Origin of the sequence: Pseudomonas sp. W22_MBD1_FP4 (assembly GCF_052113765.1) — a bacterium.
Classification (GTDB): domain Bacteria; phylum Pseudomonadota; class Gammaproteobacteria; order Pseudomonadales; family Pseudomonadaceae; genus Aquipseudomonas; species Aquipseudomonas sivasensis.
This window is the reverse complement of record NZ_JBGQOI010000019.1, coordinates 26,648-52,231: the sequence shown is the minus strand read 5'-3', so window position 1 is coordinate 52,231 and position 25,584 is coordinate 26,648. Positions and strand designations below refer to the sequence as shown.

The 25,584-nt window shown below is 62.1% G+C and carries 13 protein-coding genes and 1 pseudogene; 5 read left to right on the top strand and 9 right to left on the bottom strand.

Going from position 1 to position 25,584, the window contains the following annotated elements; genetic code table 11:
* Positions 1-15: 15 nt before the first annotated feature.
* Positions 16-3,195: a non-ribosomal peptide synthetase gene (locus ACEN2T_RS22390; protein WP_442117562.1), complete on the bottom strand. Its 3,180-nt coding sequence runs from the start codon at positions 3,193-3,195 to the stop codon at positions 16-18.
* Entirely contained in the window at positions 3,192-13,394 is a 10,203-nt protein-coding gene (locus ACEN2T_RS22385; protein ID WP_442117561.1) for an amino acid adenylation domain-containing protein, read from the bottom strand. Before ACEN2T_RS22385 ends, ACEN2T_RS22390 begins: the two co-directional genes overlap by 4 nt.
* A 248-nt stretch (positions 13,395-13,642) precedes the next feature.
* Here ACEN2T_RS22385 and ACEN2T_RS22380 point away from each other — a divergent pair.
* Positions 13,643-13,750 (top strand): annotated as a pseudogene (locus ACEN2T_RS22380) (type II toxin-antitoxin system HicB family antitoxin); the annotation flags it as partial.
* Between the two features lie 42 nt (positions 13,751-13,792).
* Here ACEN2T_RS22380 and ACEN2T_RS22375 read toward each other — a convergent pair.
* The 5 genes from ACEN2T_RS22375 to ACEN2T_RS22355 form a co-directional block, all read right to left on the bottom strand.
* Positions 13,793-14,965 carry an MFS transporter gene (locus tag ACEN2T_RS22375; protein WP_442117560.1) on the bottom strand — a complete coding sequence of 391 codons (1,173 nt, stop codon included), beginning with the start codon at positions 14,963-14,965 and terminating at the stop codon, positions 13,793-13,795.
* 40 nt (positions 14,966-15,005) lie between these two features.
* On the bottom strand, positions 15,006-16,361 hold the full coding sequence (locus tag ACEN2T_RS22370; protein WP_442117559.1) for an MATE family efflux transporter: 1,356 nt from the start codon (positions 16,359-16,361) through the stop codon (positions 15,006-15,008).
* 158 nt (positions 16,362-16,519) lie between these two features.
* Positions 16,520-17,326 (bottom strand): ammonia-dependent NAD(+) synthetase, encoded by an 807-nt coding sequence (nadE, locus tag ACEN2T_RS22365; protein ID WP_442117558.1) that lies wholly within the window; start codon positions 17,324-17,326, stop codon positions 16,520-16,522.
* Between the two features lies 1 nt (position 17,327).
* Positions 17,328-18,545 carry a nicotinate phosphoribosyltransferase gene (pncB, locus tag ACEN2T_RS22360; protein WP_442117557.1) on the bottom strand — a complete coding sequence of 406 codons (1,218 nt, stop codon included), beginning with the start codon at positions 18,543-18,545 and terminating at the stop codon, positions 17,328-17,330.
* A gap of 11 nt (positions 18,546-18,556) precedes the next feature.
* On the bottom strand, positions 18,557-19,204 hold the full coding sequence (locus ACEN2T_RS22355; RefSeq protein ID WP_442117556.1) for a nicotinamidase: 648 nt from the start codon (positions 19,202-19,204) through the stop codon (positions 18,557-18,559).
* Between the two features lie 147 nt (positions 19,205-19,351).
* Here ACEN2T_RS22355 and ACEN2T_RS22350 point away from each other — a divergent pair, with 147 nt between their 5' ends.
* Positions 19,352-20,044: an NUDIX hydrolase gene (locus ACEN2T_RS22350; protein ID WP_442117555.1), complete on the top strand. Its 693-nt coding sequence runs from the start codon at positions 19,352-19,354 to the stop codon at positions 20,042-20,044.
* 140 nt (positions 20,045-20,184) lie between these two features.
* Here ACEN2T_RS22350 and ACEN2T_RS22345 read toward each other — a convergent pair whose 3' ends face one another.
* Both ACEN2T_RS22345 and ACEN2T_RS22340 read right to left on the bottom strand, forming a co-directional pair.
* On the bottom strand, positions 20,185-20,958 hold the full coding sequence (locus ACEN2T_RS22345; RefSeq protein ID WP_032885349.1) for an L-iditol 2-dehydrogenase: 774 nt from the start codon (positions 20,956-20,958) through the stop codon (positions 20,185-20,187).
* An 18-nt stretch (positions 20,959-20,976) separates the two neighbouring features.
* Positions 20,977-22,242, bottom strand: coding sequence for an ABC transporter substrate-binding protein (locus tag ACEN2T_RS22340; protein WP_371854025.1), 1,266 nt, complete (start codon positions 22,240-22,242; stop codon positions 20,977-20,979).
* A 253-nt stretch (positions 22,243-22,495) separates the two neighbouring features.
* On the opposite strand from ACEN2T_RS22340, the gene ACEN2T_RS22335 reads away from it, so the two are divergent.
* From ACEN2T_RS22335 to ACEN2T_RS22325, 3 genes are all read left to right on the top strand, one after another.
* A complete protein-coding gene (locus tag ACEN2T_RS22335) occupies positions 22,496-23,434 on the top strand; it encodes an AraC family transcriptional regulator (protein WP_095185977.1) in 939 nt (312 codons plus the stop codon).
* A 155-nt stretch (positions 23,435-23,589) separates the two neighbouring features.
* Positions 23,590-24,537 (top strand): nucleoside-specific channel-forming protein Tsx, encoded by a 948-nt coding sequence (locus tag ACEN2T_RS22330; protein ID WP_032885352.1) that lies wholly within the window; start codon positions 23,590-23,592, stop codon positions 24,535-24,537.
* Positions 24,538-24,551: 14 nt separating this feature from the next.
* The gene (locus ACEN2T_RS22325; protein WP_122681444.1) at positions 24,552-25,580 is read left to right on the top strand and encodes a purine-nucleoside phosphorylase; all 1,029 of its coding nucleotides are present in this window, start codon (positions 24,552-24,554) and stop codon (positions 25,578-25,580) included.
* The last annotated feature ends 4 nt before the right edge of the window (positions 25,581-25,584 follow it).

Genomic DNA, 25,584 nt, shown 5'->3' with positions numbered 1-25,584 from the left:
CCCCGTTTTACATCCCTACCCCTGCTCCTTGCTCGCCTGCAACTGCCTGGCCTTTTCCATAAGCGCCGCTTTCTCTTCAGGTGTCATTGCATCCATGCGCAAACGTGCCTGGGCGATTCTCTCCAACTGCCCAGCGACAGTTTCACGCTCACGCAGCTCCCGCGCCAATGCCGCCACGCTTGGGTGATCAAACACCACACCGGGATGAATCTCGCATTGCAGCAGTTTGCGGATGCCTGCCACCAGCTTGATCACCAACAAGGAATGCCCGCCTGCGGCGAAAAAGTCCTCCTCGATGCTCAGCCGTTCCAACCCGACCAATTGGGCCATGCGCGTGGACAACAGGGTTTCAAGCGCATCCCGTGGCGCGACGTACACCGCCTGGGAAACCACAGGTTGAGCGTGCTGCAGCGTCTTGCGGTCAACCTTGCCGTTTGGCAGGCGCGGCATGCGTTCAAGGCTCACAATCTGGCGAGGCACCATGGCCGCCGGGAGATGCTGGGCCAGTTGGTTTTTCAATTGAGGCCCTACGTCCTCTGCCGTCGCCGCACGCATTACCACAAACGCTTGCGGCTCCTCTTGCACCAGCACCACCACGGCCTCACTGACCTCGGGCAAACGCAACAACTGCGCCTCTATCTCGGCCAGCTCAATGCGGAAACCACGCACCTTGACCTGATGATCGCGACGGCCATACAGCTGCACGCCCCCCTCCACCCGATAACGGGCCAGGTCTCCCGTGCGGTAAAGGCGCGCGCCGTCCACCAGCGGGCTATGGATAAACGCGTCTGCATCCGCCTCGCCCTGCAAGTAGCCTCGGCACAGCTGGTGGCCACCGATGAACAACTCACCGAGTTCACCCGTTGCCAGCAATTGCGCGTCGGCGCCCAGTACGAAGACTTGGTTTCCGGGAAGCACGTGGGTCAGCGGCACGCCATGGGACACGTCTTCCGCAGGCAGTAACGGATGCACCATCACACCCACTGTCGCTTCGGTGGGGCCGTAATGGTTGAACACGCGACAGTCGGGCCGCAGCTGGCGAATGCGCTGCACCAGGCTCGCGCCGATGGCTTCACCGCCCAGCACCAGCGTGTCAGGCAATACGGCGGTATCAGCCTCAAGCAAGGCGGCCAGGTGCGAAGGCACGATTTTCAGGCAATCGATGCTGTTTTCCCGCAGGAACCCGGCGAAGCCCTGGGGATCTTGCAGGGTCGCATCGTCAGCTATATGCAAGGTCGCGCCGTTGTAGAGCGCGCCGAACAAGGCGGTGTTGCCCAGGTCCGCCGCTACCGTGGAACTAAAGGCAACGTGGCGGCAGGCGGACAGGCCCAGTTGCTGGCTGCTGCTCGCGGTGTAGTTGAGTAACGCGCCATGCTCGATCACCACGCCTTTGGGCTGGCCGGTGGAGCCGGAGGTGAACAGCACATAGGCGACGTCACGGGCCTGCACGGACACCGCCGGGGCCACCGTGGCATCCTGGGTTGATGCGCCCGGATTGAGCAGTTTGAACGCGGTCAGCGGGTCGTCCTGGCCTGGCGCGTGAGTCACCAGGATCAAGCTCGCGGCGGCGTGCCGTGCGATTTCAGCCTGGCGCGCCACTGGCCATTGCGGGTCCAGCGGCAGATAGGCTGCGCCCGCACGCCAGGTGGCAAGAATGGCGACGACCAGTTCCGCCGAGCGCGGCAGCGCCAGGCCCACGATCGACCCAGCGCCCACACCCTGGCGCAGTAATTCGGCACTCAAGCGCGCAGTACGGGCGTCCAGTTCTGCGTAGCTAAGGGCCTGGCCCGCAGCGACCAACGCCACGGCATCCGGCGTCTGATCAGCCCACGCAGCGATACGTTGCGGCAACAACTGCGGCGTTTGCATGATTTGCGCCGGCGGGTTCAGTGCGAGCAACCGGCTCTTTTCGTCGGCACCCAACAGGTTCAGGCGTGCAAGGGTTTCATCCGGTTTGTCAGCGATGCTGTGGAGCAACTCGCGGAGCTGGCCCAACAGCGTCTCGACGGCGGGCGCCGTATAGCGTGCGGGATTGAAGTCCAGTGATAAACCTTGAGGTTCGCCAGACGCTGCGATTTCCAGCTGAAGGGCCAACTCGAATTCAGGCAGACGGGCCGGCAGGTCGCTGCCCACCCAAACCATCCCAGCGACCTCACGCGGTTCCGAAACCCACCGATTGCCAAAACCGACCGCAGGCGCGGCCTGTTGTGGGAATGACAACGGTGTCCAGTATTCCTGCCAGGTGCGGTGCTGATCCAACTGCGCGGCCAAGGTGGTCACCAGCTCACGGAAGGTGCTGGCCGGATCAATGCGAATCGCCAACGGCAGGGTTTTCTCGAACAGGCCCAGGCTGCGGCTGAAAAAATCATAGTCCAGGCGCGCATCATGCCGCCATCCCGCCAGGAATGACTCCCGACCACTGATGCGCGCCAGCAGTACCCACCAGGCGGCGTGCATCAGCACGTCCAGCGGCAGCCCCACCGTGCGCAGGCGAGTCAACAGCGTTTGATCCAGTGGCACGCTCAAGCGTTCTGCCGGCAGGACTTCTGCGCACGTCAGGCGATAGGGCAAGTCTGGCCCGCTGACCAGCCCCTCGTGCCCTTGCAGATACTGCTGCCAGTAAGCCTTGGCGGTGTCTGCGTCTTCGTCGAAGATCACCTCGCTGCGCCATTCCAGGTACTGGGAAAACTGCCCCGGCTCGTCGTCTTCAAACCCTTGCTGCCCATAAGCGGCCAACAACTCCTGCTGGATCAGGGCCAAGGTCCCGGCGTCGGCGGCGTAACGCGAAACGCCGATCAACAGTTGCCAGTGGTCCGTTTCCAGGCGCTGCAACAACGCACCGATTAGCGGCTGTTGCTGCTGCAACCACTGCTGTTGGCGTGCAATCACCTGTTGGGGCGACGCCACGTCGAGCCACTGGGTCAAGCTCACCGCTTCAGCCGGCGCGACCCGCTGGCGCAATCCGTGATAACCACTGACGGGCGCAAATTGTGCACTCAATGCTTCGTGGCGCACCGCCAGGCTATCCAACGCGTGTTGCAGGCGCACCGGGTCCAGCTCGCCACGAATATCCAGTTTCAGGCAGTGGGTCAGATCCCCCCAGCTCGCCCCTTGTTGCCGTGCGTCCAGATGCTGTTGCTGCTCGACCAGCAACGCCAGTCCCGCGTCCACGGTTCCCTGTTGTGCAGTACTCATGCTCCGGCCTCTTCCTTTTCGGTCTCGCTATGCGCTAGGTGCAGCGCGCTGCGTTCAATCATTTCGCCCATTGCCACAACGATCTTGCGCGGTCCTTCGAAGGGATCACGTGCGTGGGCAGCCAGCATGTTGTCCAGCAGGATGACATCGCCCTTGTGCCAATCGAACCGCACCGCGCAGGCTTCGTACAGCTCGCCCACCAAGGCCATGACTTCGTCTTCAATCGGCGAGCCATCGCCGTAGTACACGTGCCGAGGCATACGCTGCTCACCGAACAGAGCCAGCAAGTCTTCGCGCACATCCGGGTCCAGGCAGAAGATGTGGTGCAACTGAACCTGGTTGAAGAAGGTTTTTTCCCCCGTCACCGGGTGCCGGATGATCGCCGGGCACGGGGTGCGGATTTGCAGTTCATCGTTGTCCAGCCAGGTCCACGCGATGCCCGCAGCCCGGCAACGCGCCTCGACGTCGGCGCGCACGTCGGTCTTGAAGAAGTGCTGCCAGGAAACGTCGAGCTTGTCGGCAAAGGTGCGCACGTACAGCAACCCCTTGTCCTCGAAGCGCTCGCGGATCGCCGCCGGCAACTTGAGGTACATCTGCCGGCAGTCCACCACCGGTGTGGCGCCGCCGATTGGGGATGGCTGTTCGCAGAAGAACAGCTGCTTGCGCGGCCAGCGGTCCTGATGGGAGCTTTCGTTATGGAACAGGATCATTTTCTTTTCGGGGTACGGCGTGGACCGGTAGGTGTTCTTACCGCCCTCTTTTTTCGGCAAGTCGCCATATTGGCCATAGAGGCCCGGCTGTACAGCTTCAGCGAACGCTTCGAAGTCATGAATATCGCGCAGGGCAAATCCACGGAACAGAATCCCCGCATGGCGGGCCAGTTTTTCTTCCACCAGGGCGCGGTTGTCCTTGATCCAGGCCACCAGGTCCAGGCCCGGATCAGTGGGTTCCATCAGCAATGGAAAATCCTGTCCGGGTACCAGCAGCGATTCACGCATCAACGCACCGGCAGGCCTGTCGGTGCGGCTCTGGGATTTTTTCAGGAACTTGCCCAGCTTGTCGGCCTTGATGGCTGGCGGTACGGGCGTCGTGGTTTGTTCCAAGGTGTTGGTAGGCATGGTGATATCCCCTAATTGAATGTTCGGATCACACACAATCTGTTCAAGAATTCCCGTCCAGGCGTTGACGAATGACTCTATGCGTTGTTGTTCAAACAGGTCGCTGGCGTACTGCCAGGTACCGTGCAGGCCGCCTGCATCCTCATCGATGAACAGGGCCATATCGAACTTGGAGTAACCGCCACGAGTGGGCAGTACCTCAACCTCGATCCCGTCCATCTGGCCACCCTGCACCGGCAGGTTGTTCATCACGAACAACACCTGCACCAGTGGGTTGAAACCCCGTTGGCGCGGGCGCGGCGAGGCCTCCACAATCATGTCGAAGGGCAGGTCCTGATGATCAAAAGCGTCCAGCGCGGTGCCTTGGGTGGTGGCCAGGAAAGCGCTGAACGGTTGCTGCGCCGCGAAGGTCGAGCGCAGCGGCAGAATGTTCACGAAGAAACCGATCAGACCTTCCAGCTCAGGCTGCTGGCGCCCGGCAACGTCGGCACCAACCAGCACGTCATCGCTGCCGCTGAGGCGATGCAGCAGGATTTGGAACGCGGCCAGCATCGTGCTGTAAAGCGTCACACCGGCACGCGCCGACACCGCCTTGAGCCCTTCATGCAAGGCCACGGGCAGCGTGAAACCGAGGTCGCGACCTTCATGGGTAGGCGCCTGGGGACGCGGCTGGTCGGTGGGCAGTTGCAACACGCCGCTGTGACCGGCCAGTGCCTGTTCCCAGTAACGCGCCTGCGCGGCCAGCACGCCGGTGCGTTGCAGTTGCTGTTGCCAGAGGGCGTAATCGGAATACTGGATCGGCAGCGGCGGCAACGGCTCAACGACACCCGCCTTCGCCCGGCCATAGAAGCCCACCAGTTCATTGACCAGCACCGCCATCGACCAGCCATCGGAGATGATGTGGTGCATCGAATACAGCAACACATGTTCGGTGGGGCCCAGCTTGAGCACCTGTCCACGTAACAAAGGCGCGTGCAGCAGGCTGATGGATTGGCGGGTGTTCGCCTCAACGGCGACCGCGACCCGGCGCTGCTGTTCAGCGGGATCCAGGGACGACAGGTCCAGTAACGGCAAGTCGACCTCCACGTGCGCGGCGATGACGGCCAGCGGATCACCCTCCTCGTCGGTGATGTAGGCCGTGCGCAGGGTTTCGTGGCGGGCAACCACCTGTGCCAGGCTGCTGACCAGCAGCGGCACCGACAACTCGCCGCGCAAGCGCACGGCCAGCGGCATGCCATAGGCGCCACTGGCCTGCGACAGCTGCTCCACTACCCATAGCCGGCGTTGCACCAGGGACAGTGTCGCGCTGGTTTTTTCGCCGTGGGCCACTAACGGGCTGCGCGCCGGCGACGTGTCCTGCCCGGTGCGGGTGGAGATCGCCGCGATAAAGTCTGCCAGTCGCGGCGCGCCAAACAGGTCACGCAGGGTCAGGTCGCAGGCCAACAGCGTCTTCAAGCGTGCGACCACTTGGGTGGCCAGTAGCGAATGCCCACCCAACTCAAAGAAGTGATCGTCCAGCCCGACCTGTTCCAGCCCCAGCACGTTTTGCCAAACCTCGGCGACCTGAATGTCCAGGGCCGTTCGGGGTGCCACATAGTGTTTTTGCCGTTGGCTGACATCCGGCTTTGGCAAGGCTTTACGGTCCAGTTTGCCGTTGGGGCTCAGGGGCAACACGTCGATCAGCATCAGGAAACTCGGCACCATGTAGTCCGGCAACGACTGACGCAACGCCGCCGTCAAGGCGTGCGCCTCCAGGGCATCCGACTGGGGCACGACATAGGCGACCAACTGCGCGCCGGTCGGCCCGTCCAGCGCAATCACCGCCGCCTCGCGCACCTGAGGCATGCCTTGCAGACAGGCTTCGATTTCACCCATCTCGATCCGGAACCCACGGATTTTCACTTGATGGTCAATGCGGCCCACGTACTCCAGGGCCGCGTTGTCGTTGTAGCGAGCCAAGTCGCCGCTGCGGTAGAGCCGCGATCCCGGCACGCCGGAGAACGGGTCCGGCAAGAAGCGTTCGGCGGTCAGCGCCGGGCGATCGAAGTAGCCCTGGGCCAAGCCCGCCGCCGCACCGATGCACAGCTCGCCGACGCCGCAGGTCGGCAGCAATTCAAACCCGCTGTCCAGCACGTACAGCGCGCGCCCGTCGATCGCCCGCCCGATGGGCATGCCGAAGGCGTCATTGGCATCTGCAAGCTGGCAGTCATGCACGCTGGAGACCACGGTGGCTTCGGTCGGGCCATAGGTGTTCACCAGACGAACGTTGCCCAACCCAGCCTCGTACCAGGCACGTACGCCCTCCACGGCCATGGCTTCGCCGCCGACATGCACTTGGCGCAAGTTGCCCAGGGTGCGGCCATCGACGGCGCACTCCTTGGCCAGCAAGTACCAATAGGCCGCGGGCAAGTCGGCCAGGGTCACGCCCTGCTCGACGATTTGCTGCGCCAGCAACCCGGCGTCCCACAGCTCATCGCCGCGCATGATCAGCGCCGCGCCGATGCACAGCGGCGGGTAGCATTGCTCGACAAACCCGTCGAAGCTGAACGTCGCAAATTGCAGCACGCGGTCGGCAGGCGTCAGCGCACTGTAATCGGCCGCTGTGTCGCAGAACTGGTCGAGTGCAGCATGGTCGATGGCCACACCCTTGGGTTGGCCGGTGGAGCCAGAGGTGTAGATCACATAAGCGAGGTCGGCGGCAGCGGCGTGGTTCGGTGGATTGGTCAACGGGTAGCTCGCCAGCTCTTCACCCTGCGCGCTGAACTCCACACGTTTGAGCCCGTGGGGCAATGGCAGATCAGCCAGCAAGCCGGTCTCGCTGAGCAACAGGTTCAGACGGCTGTCTGCCAACATGTAGCTCAGGCGCTCGGCTGGGTAGTTGGGGTCCAGCGGTACGTAGGCCGCGCCACTTTTGAGGACGGCCAGCAGGCTGACGATCAACTGCGGGCCACGCCGGGAAACCAGACCTACCCGTTGGCCCGGGCCCACGCCGTGTTCCAGCAGGCGGTGAGCCAGACGGTTAGCCCGCTGATTGAGCTGGGCGTAACTCAGGCGTTCACTGCCTGCCTGAACCGCCAACGCATCAGGGGTGGCCTGGGCTTGGGTGGCGATGCGCTCATGCACACGCATTGGCCGCGGCGCAGTACCAGGGGATTGGCTGATGGCGAGCAGCGAGGCTTGCGTGCTGCTGTCCAGCAGTTGCAGGGTGCCGAGTGGCGCGTGGATATCCGCCACCCATTGCGCCAGCAGGTGCTGCAAGTTGGCGCTCAATTGCGCGACGTGTTGTTCGGTGAACCGCGCCCGGTCGTAGCTGAACTCCAGGCGCAAGCCGGTCCCCAGCTCGATGCCCAGGGTCAACGGGTAGTGGGTGCGCTCATGGTTGTGCATCTTGCCGAAGGTCAGGCCCGCTGGCGCGCCTTGCTTGAGCGCTTCGGCTACCGGGAAGTTTTCAAACACCAGCAAGGTGTCGAACAGTGCGGCACCTTGTTGACCGGCCCAGCCCTGGATGTCGTAAAGCGGTACGTGTTCATGGTCGCGCAGGCTGAGGTTCAGCGCTTGCAGCTCCGCGAGCCAGGTGGCGGCGGACTGGGCCGGCGAGGCCGCGCTGATGATTGGCAACGTGTTGATAAACAGGCCCAGTTGCTGCTCGATACCTGGCAACGGCGCCGAACGCCCGGCAACAGTGGCACCGAAAGCCACGCAATCCTGGCCGGTGTAGCGTTGCAGCAAGAGGCTCCAGGCGCCTTGCATCAGGGTGTTGAGGGTGACTTTGTGCTGGCGCGCGCAATCGCCGAGCGCGCGGGTGAACTGGCTGTCCAGAGTGGTGTGATGATCGGCCATGCCCGCCCCTTCGACCGGCACGCGCAGTGCTTCAGCCAGCAGGGTTGGGGCTTGCAACGGTGCCAGGGCCTCGCGCCAGAACACTTCGCCCGAGGCTTGCTGCTGCAGCCAACCCAAGTAATCGCGGAACTGCCCCAACGGTGCGGGCAAAACGTGGCCTGCGTAGTCGGCAATGACTTCGCCGAGCAACTGGGCATTGCTCCAGCCATCCATGAGGATGTGATGGCTGGTGAAAATCATGTGCCAGCCCGTACCGGCACCGCGCACCAACATCAGGCGAAACAGGGGCGCCGCGTTCAACTCAAAACCGCGCTGACGCTCGGCGTCGGCAAAGGCGTCGAGGTCAGCATGCGGGTCTTCGATCACGTGCAGCTGCAAATCGCCCTGGCGCTGGATCACTTGATGGGCGCTGTCCAGGCCGAGCCAGTGGAAGCTGCTGCGCAAAATGTCATGCCGATCCAGCGCCGCCTGCCAGGCACGACCAAAGCTCAGCAGATCGAGGCCTTCAATGTCCAGGCGCAGCTGGTTGATATAGGCCTGGGCTTCAGGCTCGTACAGGGTGTGGAACAGCATGCCTTGCTGCATGGGCGACAGCGGGTAGATATCGGCGATGGCCGGGCCGTCCACGGGCAAATCATCCAATTGCTGTTGGGTCAGGGTTGCCAGCGCAAAGTCCGACGGCGTCACCTGCCCGACGGGCGTATCGCAGCAGTGCTGGATCAAGGTGTTGAGTTCGGCGGTGTAATCATCCGCCAGGCGCTGGATGGTCGACGCCTGGAACATCTCGCGGCTGAACCCCCATTGCAGCGCCAGTTCGCCGCCATACACCTGCCCTTCCACCGTCAGCCAGTTGGCCAATGGCGCTTCGGGGTCTTGGGCCTGGCCGCTGCCTTGTGTGGCGGGCACGAACAATGCGGACTCATCGAACTGGCGATCGAACTGGCCGAGGTAGTTGAACGTGATACGCGGCGCGGCCAGCTCCGCAAGGGCTTCACGCACCTGAGGCGCCGCCAGGTAGCGCAGTAGGCCGTAGCCCAGCCCCTTGTCGGGCACGGCACGCAGTTGCTCCTTGACCGACTTGATCGCGGTCGACAGCTCGCCGTCCGCCTGCACACGTACAGGGAACAGGCTGGTAAACCAGCCAACAGTGCGGGTGAGGTCGACGGCGTCGAACAGATCTTCGCGACCGTGGCCTTCCAGTTGGATCAGCGCCGCAGCCTGCCCGCTCCACCGGCTGACTACCCGCGCCAACGCCGTCAGCAACAGGTCGTTGACCTGAGTGCGATAAGCCGCTGGCGCGTCTTGCAGCAACTGGCGGGTTTGCTCGGCGTTGAGGCGGGTTTCAAGCTTACAGCCCAAGCGGTTTTGCAGCCCGCCGTGGGGGTTGTCGCACGGCAGCTCGGCGTCGACGGACTGCGCCTGCCAGTAAGGCAGTTGTTCGCTGAGGGTTTGCGCGTGGGTGTGCAGTTGGTTCGCCCAGGTTTGGTAGGCACTGGTCTTGGCCGGCAAGGATGCCTGGCGGTAAGCCTGTTGCAGGTCTTCCAGCAGGATGCGCCATGAAACCCCATCCACCACCAGGTGATGCACCACCAACAGCAAGCGCTGGGTGCCATCGTCCATGGAGACGAGGGCGGCGCGCAGCAGCGGGCCTTGCGTCAGGTCGAGGCTGCGCTGGGCTTCGTCGCATAGCGCGGCCAATTGCGTATCGTCGGCGGCATGGGAGTGCCACAGCGCAGGCTCGTCGACGGGCGCAGCGTGGGTTTGCTGCCAGCCGTCGGGACGCTGCACAAAACGCAGGCGCAGGGCGTCGTGGTGGTTAATCAACTGCGTCAGCGCCGCTTCCAGGCGCACCGGGTCCAGGGCCTCGCGCAGGGTCAGCAACAAGGATTGGTTCCAGTGGTGACGTGCCGGGATGGCCTGGGCGAAAAAGCTGTGCTGTACCGGCGTCAGCAGCACCTCGCCGCTGACCGGGCCTTGGTCGATAACGCTGGCCTGCTCAAAGGTGGCGACGAGGGCCAGACTGCGCACGCTCTGGTACTGGAACAGGTCGCGCGGGCTGAGGCGAATCCCCGCCTGGCGCGCACGGCTGACCACTTGGATGGAGATGATCGAATCTCCACCCAACTCGAAAAAGTTGTCTTCCAGGCCGACCTGCTCGACGCCGAGTACGTCGCTCCAAATCGCTGCCAGGGCTTGTTGCAGTGGGTTTTGCGGGGCGATGTAGGCTTGTTGCGGCGCGGCATCCGGCAGCGGCAGCGCTTTACGGTCGAGCTTGCCGTTGGCGGTCACCGGCAGCTTGGCCAGGTGCACCATGTGGGTGGGCACCATGTATTCCGGCAGGCTGCTGAGCAGCCAGGCCTTGAGGTCGGTCGGCGCTTCACCTTCCAGCACCAGGTAGGCCACCAATTGCTTGCCGCCCTGCACCAGCACCACCGCCTCACGCACGCCTGGGTGTTGCATCAGGCGCGTCTCGATTTCTCCCAACTCGATGCGCAGGCCGCGCAGCTTGACCTGATGGTCGAGGCGACCAAGGTAGTCGATCACGCCATCCTCACGCTGGCGCACGCGGTCGCCCGTACGGTACAGACGCGCACCGTCACCGAAAGGGCTGGGCACGAAACGCTCGGCGGTCAGCGCCGGACGACGGTGGTAACTGCGGGCCAGGCCGGTGCCGCCCAGGTACAGCTCGCCGGACACGCCGGCGGGCACTGGGTTGAGCTGCGCGTCGAGCACGTAGGTGCCAAGGTTGGCAATGGGGCGGCCAATGGGCACGGCGTCACGGCCTTCGTCGACGCAGGTCCAGTGGGTCACGTCGATGGCCGCTTCGGTCGGGCCATAGAGGTTGAACAATCCTGCCTGGGGCAGCTTGGCGAAGACTTGCAGTTGCGCATCCAGTGGCAAGGCTTCGCCGCTGCACACGATGCGCTTGAGGCTGGTGCAGCCCTGTACGCCCGGCTCATGGACGAACGCCTGGAGCATGGACGGTACGAAGTGCAAGGTGGTGATGCAGTGCTGGCCGATGGTCTCGATCAGACGCGCCGGCTCGCGGTGTTCGCCAGGGGCCGCGACTACCAGGCGCGCGCCGGTCATCAGCGGCCAGAAGAATTCCCACACCGACACGTCAAAGCTGAACGGAGTTTTTTGCAGTACCGCATCGCTGGCGTCCAGGCCGTAGGCTTGCTGCATCCAGCACAAACGGTTGACCAGCGCGCGGTGGCTGTTACCGGCACCCTTGGGCTTGCCGGTGGAACCGGAGGTGTAGATCACATAGGCCAGGTTCAGCCCGTGGATGGCTACGGCGGGCGATGCGCTGCTGTATTCGTCAAGCCAGCCAGGCGCCTGGTCCAAGGTGATCACCTGGATGCCCTCGGTGGGCAGCGACGGTACCAGGCTGTGCTGGCTGAGCAGCAGTTGGATGCCGCTGTCTTCGATCATGTAGGCCAGGCGTTCCTGGGGGTATTCAGGGTCAAGCGGGACGTAAGCGCCGCCGGCCTTGAGAATGGCCAGCAGGCCAACGACCATTTCCACGGAGCGCTCGACGCAGATCCCCACCAATGCATCGGGACCGACGCCCTGTTCGCGTAAGGCGTGAGCCAACTGGTTGGCACGGGCATCGAGCTGGGCGTAGGTCAGCGTTTGGGCACCAAACACCAGTGCCGGAGCGTGGGGTGTGGCCTGGACCTGGTCTTCGATCAGTTGATGAATGCCACGCTCAGTCGGATATGCCTCTGCGGTTTGATTCCAGGCCTCAACTAGCACCTGCTTCTCCTGGGTAGCCAGCATCGGCAACTCGCCGACGCGCTGCTCGCCATCGGCAACCATGGCCTGCAACAGGCTGATCCAGTGCCTGGCCATACGCGCGATGGACGGCGCGTCAAACAGGTCGTTGGCGTACGTCAGCGCGGCGTGCAGGGTGCCGGATTTTTCATACGTGTCGAGGGTCAGGTCGAACTGGGTGGTACGGCCTTGCCACTCCACCAACGCCAGCTCCAGGCCGGAGGCGGTACTGACCGATGCAATATCGGCCACCACCGGCTGGTGGTTGTACATCACTTGGAACAGCGGCGTATGGCTGAGGCTGCGCTCGACTTTCAGGGCTTCCACCAGACGCTCGAACGGCAGTTCCTGATGGGCCTGGGCGCCGAGGGCGTGCTCTTTGATGCCTTGCAGCAACTCAGCAACACGGGTTTGCCCGGTCAGCTCGGTACGCAACACCTGGGTGTTGACAAAAAACCCGATCAGCCCTTCGACTTCACTGCGGTTACGGTTGGCAATCGGCACACCGACGCGGATATCGCCCTGGCCGGTGTAGCGGTGCAGCAGCACATTAAAGGCACCGAGCAACAGCATGAACAGCGTGACGTTGTGCTTTTGCGCACAGGCGCGCAGTTGCGCCGCCACTGCCGGCTCAATCGCGAAGTTATGGCGGGTGCCCTGATAGCTGGGCATGGCCGGACGCGGACGGTCCGTCGGCAGTTCCAGCACCGGGTGCTCATCGCCCAGGCGCGCCTGCCAGTACTCCAATTGACGGGCCTGCTCCCCCGCTTCCAACCAGCGGCGTTGCCACAGGGCGTAGTCGCTGTATTGGATCGGCAGCGCCGGCAATTGCGGTGCCTCGTTGCGCTCATGGGCGTCGTAAAAGCGGATGAACTCGTCGATCAGCACGTTCATCGACCAACCGTCGGAGACGATGTGGTGCAGGGTCAGCAGCAGGACATGCTCCTGGGCGCCAAGCTTGAGCAATTGCACACGCAGCAGCGGGCCGTGCTCCAGGTCGAATGGCAGCAGCGACTGGCGGGTGGCTGCGTCATTCACTGCCTGCTCGCGTTCCGCCGGGGCCAGGTCAGTCAGGTCGAGTTGTCCAATGGCCAATGAGGGTTGTACGGCGACTTGCAACAGGCGCTCATCGGCCTGGCGCTGGAACACCGTACGCAGGGTCTCGTGACGCGCCACCAGGCTGGCGAATGCCTGTTCCATCGCGCTTAAGCTCAGCGCTCCCTTGAGTCTCACCGCCCCCGGCAGGTTGTAAGCGCCGCTGGCCGGGTCCAATTGCCACAGGAACCACATGCGCTGCTGTGCGTAAGACAGTGCCTGACGGTCCTCCACCTCCACCCCGGCTGGAATCGGAAACCGGGAGAAATCCACCCCTTCTTTCTGCAGTGCTTGCAGGAACAGCTGGCGTTTTTCCAGGGGCAACCCGATAAACCGGCGAGCAAGTTTCAAGGAGTCTTCAGCATTCATTTGTTGGAGTCCGGAGCAATAGGCAGGAAGCACAAAGGCACGTCGTCCCTATAAAACGAACCGGAGAGGGAAAAATTAGCGGCGGGTAGAGGGGTTGGAGCGAGGGGTCATCAAGGGTTACGTCAATCCCGGGAAACCCGTGCAAAAGCGAGAATGATCACGTTGCACAGGCCCGGCCCCGGCAATGCACTGAAGCACTGCATTCGGCGCCGAATCATCGAACCATTGCGTTCAGGAGAACTGATTACGTGAACAACCAACTCAAACGAAAAGCCTGCAACGGCTCCATAGAGGCCAGCCTTGAAGACAACTGCCTGTTCGGCAAGATCCTGTTCATCAAGGCGCTGAACGCATTCCTGCAACATCACAGCACAGAGGCATGCCCAGCGACGGGTTGATCAACCCAACCGCCGATACCCCAACACCGCTGAGCCCAACACCACCGCGCCCGCCGCCAACGCCACCCAGAACCCGCTGGCGGCGCCAAAGTGGTCGATCATCCAACCGGAACTGGCGGCACCAATGGCCACGCCGATGCTGAGGCCGGTGATCAGCCACGTCATGCCTTCGGTCAGGCGGCTGGCGGGGACGATCCGCTCCACCAGCGCCATAGACACGATCAGGGTCGGGGCAAAGAACAGGCCGGAGATAAAGATCGCCACCGCCAGGCCTGGAATGTTGGTGACCAGCAGCAACGGCAAGGTGGTCAACGCCGTGGCCACGCCGCAGAACAGAAACTGGCGCGGCAGCGGCGCCTTGAGCTTGAAAGTGCCAAAGGCGAGTCCCGCCAGGCATGAACCGATGGCGTACACCGACAGCACAATACTCGCCGCCGCCGGCTGACCCTGGTGTTGGGCAAACGCCACGCTGACCACATCCACCACACCCACGATCACCCCCATGGCCAGCAAGAGGATCATCAGGATCAATACCGACGGTGACGCGATCAGCCAGCCGGCATGGTGATCGTGGTGCTCATGCACCGGGGGTTCGGTCGCTCGTTGCAGGACGAACGTGGTGACGCCCACCGCCAGCAACAACGCGGCCACCAGCGGCCCGGCTTCGGGGAATAGCACCACACTCAAGCCCACCGAAATCGGCGGGCCGACGATAAAGCACACCTCATCCAGCACCGACTCCAGGGCAAAAGCGGTTTGCAGCTTGGGCTGGCCTCGGTACAACTCGGTCCAACGGGCCCGCACCATCGCCGACATGTTCGGCATGCAACCGGCCAAGGCGGCGGACAGGAAAAGCGTCCAGGTCGGCGCCTGCAACCGCGTGCACAGCAACAGCATCAGCAGCGCCCCGCCACCGATCAACGCGGCAATCGGCAGCACCCGGCCTTGGCTGTAGCGGTCCACCAGCCGTGATACCTGTGGCGCGCAAATCGCCGTAGCCAACGCGAATACCGCCGCCACCGAGCCTGCCAGGCCGTAGCCGCCATGCACCTGGGAAAGCATGGTGATAATGCCGATACCGGTCATGGACACCGGCATACGCGCCAGCATGCCGGCCAATACAAAAGCCCGGGCGCCAGGGACTTGGAATAACTCGGCGTAGGGGTTTGCCATGACTTAAACGCCTTCTGTCCTTAAATTGCGCATCCTTTTATCACACCAACCGCTTGATCTGTTTATGCCGCCACACCAACCGGTAATACGCGGTCTGCAACCCCAGCATCGCCAGGTACGTCACCGGAAACGCCATCCAAACGCCTTCCAGGCCGAAGTGCGCATTCAGCAGGTACGCCATCGGCAACTCCACGCACAGCACGCAGAAGATCGAGATCGCCACCGGCATCAGCACCACGCCGCTGGCACGCATGATCCCGCCGATCACGGCCTGGAAGCCGAACACGAGGATGCTCCACAACATGATGTGCAGCAGGTGCTCGGCATTCACGCGTGCGGCGTCATCGGTGATGAACAGCCCGAGCAACCAGTGGGATAACAAGTAGCCCAGCACGATCAGGCCACCGGTGAGACAGGTGTTGATCAGCAACCCGGTACGCAGAATCGGCCCGATGCGTTCCAAGCGCCCGGCGCCAATCGCCTGGGCGCCGAGGATCGAGGCAGTGATGGCAATCGACAGGGCCGGAAACTGCACGTAGTTGACGATCTGCGTCACCGCCCCATAGGCCGCCGTGGCCTGGGAACCATGGCTATTGACCAACGCCAGGATGACCAGCTCCGAGAGCGACAGCACCACCATCTGCAAGCCGGTGGGCAGGCCGATACGCAGGACTTTACCGAGGATGACGCGGTCCAGGCGCAAGGCCGCGAGCAGTTCGCGATCCGGCGCCATCACGTGGTTTTTATGGCGCAGGCGCAGGACCAGAAACAGCATCGCCGAGGCATTTCCCACCAGGCCCGCGTACACCGCGCTCTGGATGCCCAAGGGCGGCAGGCCGATCCAGCCGCGAATCAGTGCAGGGGTCAGCAACAGGCCGACCAGGGTAGAGACCATCAACGCGAGCAAGGGCGAAATCGTATCGCTGACGCCCCGCAGCAACTGGGTATAAAGGATGAACACCAGTAACAGCGGCATGATCAGCATCATCATCTGGGCATAGCCGACTGCGTCGTCGAGCACGTCAACCGGCGTGCCCAATGCCTGCAACGCCGGGCGCGCAAACAGACGGCCCAACACCGCCGCGATCAAGCCCACCAGCGCGCCAAGGGTCAGCGTCGCGCCGGTAATCGACTTGACCATCGCGGTTTCCTGGGCACCCCAGGCCTGCCCGATCAACACCGACGCACCCGCCCCCAGGCCGATCACCAGTGCGATAAAGAAAAACACGATGGGAAACATCCCCGACACCGCCGCCAGGGCCTGAGTGCCGAGCATCTGCCCGACATAAATGCCGTTGAGCGTGCCGGAAAAACTCTGCAGGAAGTTGGACAGCACCATCGGTGCCAGAAAGATCAGATAGACCTGCCACAGCGGGCGTTGCGAAGGGCTTTGCATGAGAAACGGGGCCTCGAAGAACTAAAGCGTCCGAGGTTTATACCGCATGTGGATCCAATGTTCCTGCGGTTTATCGAGGCATGGCGTCGAACAGTGGGCAACCTGAATGGGCAACTGTTTTTTTGTCGTGAGCAAGCTCGCCCCGCTCACGACAAAGGCTATGGCGCAACCGGCAGCGCACGCTTGTGTGCGGTCTTGAGATAGGCCGATTCAACGATGTCCCGCACCCGCTCACTCACCGGCTCGCCCATCAGGTACGCATCGATCTCTTCGTACGTGCAGCCATAAGCCTGTTCATCCAGCTTGCCCGGCGCCAGTTCTTCGAGGTCGGCTGTGGGGTGTTTGTGCACCAGGTTCGTCGGTGCCCCAAGGGCACTAGCCAACAGGCGCACCTGGGTTTTGGTCAGGCCGGACAATGGCGCCAGGTCGCAGGCGCCGTCACCGAACTTGGTGAAAAACCCCATCAGAGCTTCGGCGCCATGGTCGGTGCCGACCACCAGGCCATTGTGCAAGTTGGCCACGGCATACTGCGCGATCATGCGGGTGCGGGCCTTGACGTTGCCTTTGATGAAGTCCACTTGTGCGGCGCTGGCGTCGGTGGCGGTGAGGCTGGCCATCAGGCCGTCGACGCTGGCGGCGATGTTCAGGGTGTCGATGTGGTCCGGAGTGATGAAATCCAGCGAGGCCTGGGCGTCGCGCTCATCGGCCTGGGTCTTGTAGGGCAGGCGCATGGCGATAAAGCGCGCGGCGTAATCCTCAGCCCGCAGTTGCTCAACCGCCAACTGGCACAGGCGGCCGGCGGTCAGGGAGTCCACGCCACCGCTGATGCCCAGCACCAGGGCTTTGCAGCCAGACTGGCGCAACGTGGTCTTGATGAAATCGATGCGCCGTTGGATTTCCCTGGCCTCACCGCCCTTCACCAGTTGCCGGTTGATATTCAGTTCCTGCGCGATACGGTCTTGCATGTCACACCTCCACGTTGCCGACATTGAATACCTTCGCTGCGTACTGCAAAAACGAGGGGTCTTCGCAGACGTTCTTCACCGGGTCATCGGAGAACTTCACCACCGGTTCGCCGTGCACCCGTACCAGCTTCATAACGATGCTCAGCGGTTCGACGCCGTCCACATCGCAAGCCAGGCTGGTGCCCATGCCGAAACCGAACTTGGCCTTGCCACGAATGTGCCGCAGGATCGGCAGGCATTTTTCGAAGTTCAGGCCGTCGGAAAACATCAGGTCCTTGGTCATCGGGTCGATGCCCAGTTGTTTGTAGCGAGCCAGCACCTTGTCGGCCCAGGCGATGGGGTCACCGGAGTCCTGGCGCAGGCCGTCGTAGAGCTTGGCGAAGTACAGGTCGAAGTCCTTGAGGAAAAAGTCGGTGCTGATGCAGTCGGTCAAGGCGATGCCGAGACGGCCACGGTATTCATGCACCCAGTTCTCCAGGGCGGCGTTCTGGCTTTCGCGCAAGCGCCCCAATTGCTGGTGCACCATCAGCCATTGGTGGGCCATGGTGCCGATCAGCGGCAAGTCGAATTCATACGCCAGGTGCGCGTTGCTGGTGCCAACGAACTGGCCGGGGAAGTCGCGGCGCATGATGTCCACCACTTCGCGCTGGGCCTTGAAGGACAGACGCCGACGGGTCGAGAAGTCGGAGACGCGCAGGTCGGCCAACTCGTCGCGGCTGAGGTTTTTCTCCAGCCAGTCGAACTTCTGGTACAGCTTGCGGGTGACGTCTTCCAGGGTCACATCCGGGTATTTGTCGCGGTTGCGCAGTTCGCTGATCAACGCGAGCACCGGCTGTTCGAACATGATGCAGTGCAGCATCGGGCCGACCACGCGGATGTTCAATTGGCCATCGACTTCGCTGACGTGGATATAACGCAGGTTGAAGCGGAACAGGCCCAGGAAGCGCTCGTAGTCCGGGGTGAGGTACTCGCGAAAGCGTGGGTTGAACAGAAAGCGCAGCTCGCCTTCACGCACCTGCAGGCTGGCGAGTTTGTCCAACTCAGCGCGCAACTGCGGGATCAAGTGGCCGAGTTTTTCCTTGGAGCGGACGATGAAGTTGTATTCCACATCGACGTTGGGGTACTGGTGCAACACCGCCTGCATCATGGTGAAGGTGTAGTAGTCGGTGTCGAGCAGGCCCTGGATGACCGGGGCGTCGTAGTCGTAGGCACTTTCCATGGTAAATCTCCTTAACGCGTGGCCATCGCGGCCAGTTCTTCGCGGGTGCGGCTGATGCCGGCACCAGCCTTGAGCAACTCATTGATAGCCTGTACCCCGCCCTCCTCGCTGATACCGCGGCACGCCGGCAGGTGCAGCACGACTTCCAGGCCGGCCTTGAGCAATTGCAGTGCGGTGGTTTTGACGCAGTAGTCCAGGGCCAGGCCGCCAACGATCACACGGGTGACACCTTGAGCCTTGAGGTACTCGATGACTCCGGTGGACAGCTTGTCGTGCAGGTCGTGGTAGCAAGCACCGTAGGGGTGCAGGTCGGGCTCGACGCCTTTCCAGATGAAGTAGTCGTAGTCATAGGGCGTGGGCAGTTCGTCGAGCAACGTGAAACCTTCAGTGCCCGGTACGCAGTGGCTGACCCATGTGAGGTCGGCGTGAGTCAGGCCGGTGGGTTTCAGCATCTCGCTGGGCTGCGCGACCACCCAGGGTGCTTGCGGGGTGTGGGCGTCCTTGCTGCCGACGCGATAGCCGGCGAGGCTGGCCATGTAGTTGAGTTCGGCACCGATCTGGTCACCACCGGCCACAGGCAATTCGTTGGGGCACAGCGGCGTGAAGCTCTTCTGAGGATCGACATCGAAAGAAGCAAGGGCAGTTTTCGCAAGGGTCATGGCTGTTCTCCTGTGGCCTGGAAACAAAAGTACACGTCATGTACTTTCATTGCAAGAAACATTTATTTATCTATTCGCCTTCAAGCACATGACATATCTTTTCGATCCGTTAGACTGAGCCCTCTTCGCCGTTCAGAAGGATTTCATATGCCACTTAGCGCCTACCTCCACACCGTCGACCTCTGCGTGCTTTTTTACTGCCGCGCAACCGGGGAACTGAAACTGTTGCTGAACAAGCGCGACGCCGAGCCCTTCGCCGGGCATTGGGCGTTGCCGGGCGTGGTGGTGAATGGCGACGTGCAAGATCTGAGCCTCCAGGATGCGGTGGAACGCTTGCGAACCAGCGACAAGGTCGGTCTGGAGCTGGCCTGGAGCGAGCAAGTCGGCACGGTGGGCGATGCGTTTCGCGACCCGCGTTGCTGGTCGTCATCAACGTACTACTTGGCGATCGTCGCGGATGAGGTGCAGCTGGGGGAGCATCAAGGCTGGTTTGGGTTGAGGGCGGTGGCGGACGGCAGCATCAAGTTGCCGTTCGATCACAACAGCATCGTCGCGGCCGTGCAGGAGCGGTTGTTCTCCAAGTCGCTGTACAGCAGCTTGCCGCTGATGTTCCTGGGCAATGAGTTCAGCGCGCCGGAGGCAACCACGATCTTTTCCCTGGTGCTGGAGCGGCCGGTGCTCAAGACCAGTATTCGCCAGCGCTTGTTGAAGCTGACGGAGGCGGGATATTTGCGCGAGACGGGGCGCAAGAAGCATGGCGAGGGCGGCAGGCCCCAGGCGACGGTGGAAAACTTGAAGCCTGGGGCGGTTTACTTCTTTGATCGCAGTTTTGCCGACTAAGCACCCTTTTCAAGCGCGATGAGGTTCAAATGTGGGAGGGGGCTTGCTCCCGATAGCAGTGTGACAGTCCGCAAATAAAGTGACTGATCCTCCGCTATCGGGAGCAAGCCCCCTCCCCCAGTTTTGATTGGGGTATGGCTTTAGCTCATCCAATTGCCGCCGTCGACGTTGTAGGTCTGGGCCACCACATAATCAGCCTCCTTCGACGCCAGGAAGATTGCCATTCCGGTGAGGTCTTCAGCCGTACCCATCCGCCCAAACGGCACCTCTGCCCCCACCCGCCGTTTCTTCTCGCCAGGCGCCAGCCCTTCATGCTTGGCGAACAGCGCATCCACCCCATCCCAATGCTCACCGTCGACCACACCGGGTGCAATGGCGTTGACGTTGATCCCTTGCTTGATCAGGTTCAGCCCCGCCGATTGCGTAAGGCTGATCACCGCTGCCTTGGTCGCGCAGTACACCGCCACCAATGCCTCACCGCGCCGCCCGGCCTGGCTGGCCATGTTGATGATTTTGCCGCCGTGGCCCTGGCGGATCATTTGCCGGGCCGCGGCCTGCAAGGTGAACAGCGTGCCGGCGACATTGATCGCGAACAGCCGCTCGAAGCTGTCGCGGGTGATGTCGACGATGGGCGCCAGGTCGAACAGCGCTGCGTTGTTGACCAGGATATCCAGCTTCCCGACATGGGCAACCACGGCGGCAATCGCGCCATCGATGGAGGCTTGGTCAGTGACATCCATCGCGACCGCGTAGGCCTGAGGGCCCAGCTCGGCGGCAGTTTGCTGGGCGCGTTGCAGGTTGATGTCGGCAATGGCAACCGTCGCGCCTTCATTGATGTAGGCCAGGGCAAACGCGCGGCCAATCCCGCGCGCCGATCCAGTGATCAGCGCGCTTTTACCTTCCAGTCGTTTCATGGGTGTTGTCCGTCAAGGTTACTTGGGATAGCCGGCGCGTTTCATTTCGCGCTCGGTGGTGGACTGCGCCTGCAACAAGGCCTGATCAACCGTCATGCCGCCGGTAAGCGCCGCTGAAAACAGCTTGCCGACCGAGGTGCCGATGGCCTGGAACTCGGGGATGGTCACGTATTGGATGCCCACGTACGGCACCGGTTTGGCTGAAGGATGGGCGGGGTCGGCGTGTTTCATCATCTCCAGCGTCACCTGGGCAAACGGCGCGGCCTTGAGGTAAGCCTCGTTGTAAGTGGATTGGCGCGTGCCCGGCGGTACGTTGGTGATGCCCTCTTTATCGGCGACCAGTTGGATGTAGTCCTTGGAAGTGGCCCAGGTGATAAAGGCCTTGGCGGCGTCCTTGTGCTTGGAAGTGGCCGGGATCGCCAGGGACCAGGCGTAGAGCCAGGATGAACCTTTGTCGGTCACCTCAGTAGGCGCGGCGGCGAAACCGACGCTGTCGGCAACCTTGCTCTGGCTGGTATCGGTGGTGAAGGAACCGGCGACGCTGGCGTCGACCCAGATCGCGCACTTACCACTGTTGAACAGCGCCAAGGTCTCGTTGAACCCGTTGCTCGACACGCCTGGCGGGCCGTATTGCTTGAGGGTATTGACGTAGAAGTTGGCGGCGGCGGTCCATTCGGGGCTGGTCAGCTCGGGCTTCCATTGTTCGTCGAACCAGCGCGCACCAAAGGCGTTGGCCATGGTACTCAACAGCGCGATGTTCTCCCCCCAGCCGGCCTTGCCCCGCAGGCACATGCCGTACTGACCCTTGTCCTTGGCGGTGAGTTTGGCGGCGAACTCGCCGAGTTGGGTCCAGGTGGGATGCGCGGGCATGCTCAGGCCGGCGCTCTTGAACAGGTCAGTGCGGTAGTAGGTGACGGTGCTTTCGCCGTAGAACGGCAAGGCGTAGAGAGTGTTATTGACCGACAGGCCCTGGCGCACTGAGGGGAAGATATCGTCGGCGTCGTAATCGGCCGGCAGCTCGGTCAACGGTTCCAGCCATTGTTTGGCGCCCCACAACGGGGTTTCGTAGGTGCCGATGGTCAGCACATCGAACTGCCCGCCCTGGGTGGCGATATCGGTGGTGAGACGTTGGCGCAGAACGTTTTCTTCAAGCACTACCCAGTTGAGTTTGATACCCGGGTGCTGCTCTTCGAACACCTTGGACAGGCGCTGCATGCGGATCATGTCGCTGTTGTTGACCGTGGCGATGGTCACGGTGTCGGCCGCATGGCCGGGTATAGCCATAGCCAGGCCGGACAGCAGTAACAGTGCTTTGGGAAGCGTTAACATGGCGGTTTCCACCTGTTGTTTTTGTTGTTGAGCACCGATTACAGCAGCTTGGCCAAGCCCTCACAAACGCCTGGCGAATGCGCGGCTGATACTTTTTTAACCGCACATCCAGGATCAAAAAAGTATCAGTGCCGGGCGAAAGCGGGGGTAGCCTGCCCCGTGCAAACCCGCGTATTTTGGTGTAATCCAACGCACAAGAGGCAGCACCATGCCCGTCAGCCGCGCCGAACTGTTCGAGCACCGCCCCGCCGAACTCGAAGTGATCTTGCCCGAACCCGACCACTGCTTTCGTTGGTTCGAACACGATTACCCCTATGATCTGGCGCGCTGGAACCACCATCCCGAATTTGAAATCCACCTGATCCGCCAAGGCACCGGCAAGCTGGTTGCGGGCGACTATATCGGTGCATTCAGCGCCGGCCATGTCGCATTGATCGGCCCGGACCTGCCCCACGACTGGATAGGCGAACTGGCCCCCGGCGAACACTTGAGCGGGCGCGATGTGGTGCTGCAATTCGATGGCGCCGCCCTGCTCGCCCTGCGCAATACCTTGCCGGAACTCGGGGATTTGCAGCCGCTGTTCGAACAGGCCCGGCGCGGCCTGGAGTTCACCGGTGACAGCGCCGCAAAGGCTGCGCACCTGCTGGAAGCCATCGGTAGTGCCCATGGCCTGCAACGGCTGATCCTGTTCCTGCAATTGCTCGACACCTTGAAAAACGCGCCGCCCATCCAAGTCAAGGCACTGGCCAGCCCCTGCTACGCGCCCACGCTGGATGCCCGCAGCGCTGAACGCATCAACAAGGCCTTCGACTACCTGATGCGCGAACTCACTGGCGACGTGCGCCTGTCGGTCATCGCACAGCAACTGGAGATGAGCGAACCGGGATTCTCGCGGTTCTTCAAACGCAACACCGGCCACGGTTTTATCGACCTGATGCGCAAATTTCGCGTGCAGCGCGCGTGCCGGTTGTTGCTGCACAGTGAACGGTCGGTGGCGGATATCTGCTTTGAAGTGGGCTACGCCAACCTGTCCAATTTCAACCGGCACTTTCGCATCGAGATGAACCAGACGCCGAGCGAATATCGCCGCGACACCGCGATGCATCTGTTCAATCCCATTGAAAAAATGACACCCAGTCATTTCTGATCAAAAGGTCGACTAATTTGTCTTTTTCCTAGGCCATTCAAGCCATTGGGCAAAGTTGGTACAGCCTGTGCAAACGTTTGCGGTACGAACTTGACCACCAAGTTCCCCCTTACCTGAGCAATCGGGTTCAAACCGCGTACGAATAGGGACTTTCAATGCACCTCACCTCAAGGCCTCGCGCCTGCTTTGGTGTTTCCTTGCTACTGGCCGCCGTTACGGGAGTACTCAGCACACCCATTTTGGCGCAGGAAACACCTGCCAATGACTCAGCACAGGGCGAAACCCTCAGCCCTGAAGCCACACAATCGAATAAAGGCCCTTACCTGTCGCAATGGTTCAACCAGGACCTGACGCTGATCGGCAGCAAAGACATCAGCTTCGGCCCCAAGCCGTCCGATGACATTTACCTGGAATACGAGTACTTCGGCCGCAAAGGGCCCTTCGAGCTGTATGGCTACATCGACGTGCCGAAGATCCTCGGCATTGGCAACAGCAACGACAAAGGCGCATGGGACCACGGCTCGCCGGTGTTCATGGAGCATGAGCCGCGCATCTCCATCGACTACCTGGCCGGTCGCAGCCTGGCCATCGGGCCGTTCAAGGAATGGTACGTGGCGTTCGACTGGATCTACGACCACGGCAGCAACAAGGAAAACCGCGCCAACACCCTGTACAGCGGCCTGGGCACCGACATCGACACCCACTCGCGGGTCAACCTGTCGGCTAACTTCTATGGGCGCTACCAGTGGGAAAACTACGGTGCCAGCAATGAGTATTCCTGGGACGGCTATCGCGCCCAGATGAAGTACATCGTGCCCATCGGCAAGTTCGACAACGGCGCTTCGCTGACCTACATCGGCTTCACCAACTACGATTTCGGCTCCAACCTGCACAAGGACAACCCGGCGCGCACCGCCAATTCCATGGTGGCGACCAACGTGCTGCTGTACTCGTTCACCCACCTGCGCTTCACCCTGGTCGGGCGCTACTTCCATAACGGCGGCAACTGGGAAGATGGCAGCGAGTTGAATTTCGGCGAAGGCAACTTCCGCGCCCGCTCCGATGGCTGGGGCTACTACGCCGGTGTCGGCTACCAATTCTGATCAAGGAGCATGAGATGAACACGTTTACCCGTCTATCGATGGCCATCGGCATGGCCCTGTTGCCGCACCTGGTGCTGGCAGATACCCCGGCACCGATCAAACCCAAAGTGATGCTGATCACCATGTTCGCGCCCGAGGCACAAACCTGGATCGACCGCCTGCAACTCAAGCAAGAAGTGCGCGTGCCGGGCCTGTCCGCCGAATACCCGGTGATCCGCTGCAACACCCAGGACGTTTGCCTGCTCGTCACCGGCATGGGCCAGACCAACGCTGCCGCCTCCACCCTGGCCCTGGCGTTGTCGCCCAAGTTCGACCTGCGCCAGAGCTACTTTCTGATTGCCGGGATCGCCGGCATCAGCCCCAAGCACGGCACCATCGGCACCGCTGCCTGGGCGCATTACCTGGTGGAGTTTGGTACGCAGTGGGAACTGGATTCGCGCGATGCGCCCAAGGACTGGCCGACCGGCTACATCGGCATCAACACCAAAGGCCCCAACGAAAAACCGCCGCTGGACTACAAGACCGAAGTGTTTGAGCTCAACCCCAAGCTGCAAGCCAAGGCGTTTGCCCTGTCGCAGAAAGTCGAGCTGACGGAAAGCAAAGAGTCGACGGCCTGGCGCAAGCACTACCCCGCCGCCCCGGCCAACCAGCCGCCGCAAGTCACCCGCTGCGACACCCTGGCGGGCAACACGTGGTTCTCCGGCACGCGCCTGAGCGAACGCGCCGAGGTCTGGACCAAACTGCTCACGGATAACAAAGGCGAATACTGCACCACCCAGCAGGAAGATAACTCCACCTATGAGGCCCTGCTGCGCGCCAGTCGCGAGGGTTTGGTGGATATTCAGCGCCTGGCCGTTGTGCGAGCAGGTTCCGACTTCGACCGGCCTTACCCTGGCTACAGCGAGGTGGATAACCTGCTCAACTATGCGGACCAGGGCGGGTTCGTGCCGGCGCTGGAAAACCTGTACCGCACGGGCAATCCGCTGGTGCAGGCAATCCTCAACAACTGGTCAGCCTGGGAAAAAGGTGTTCCCGACGCGTGACGAT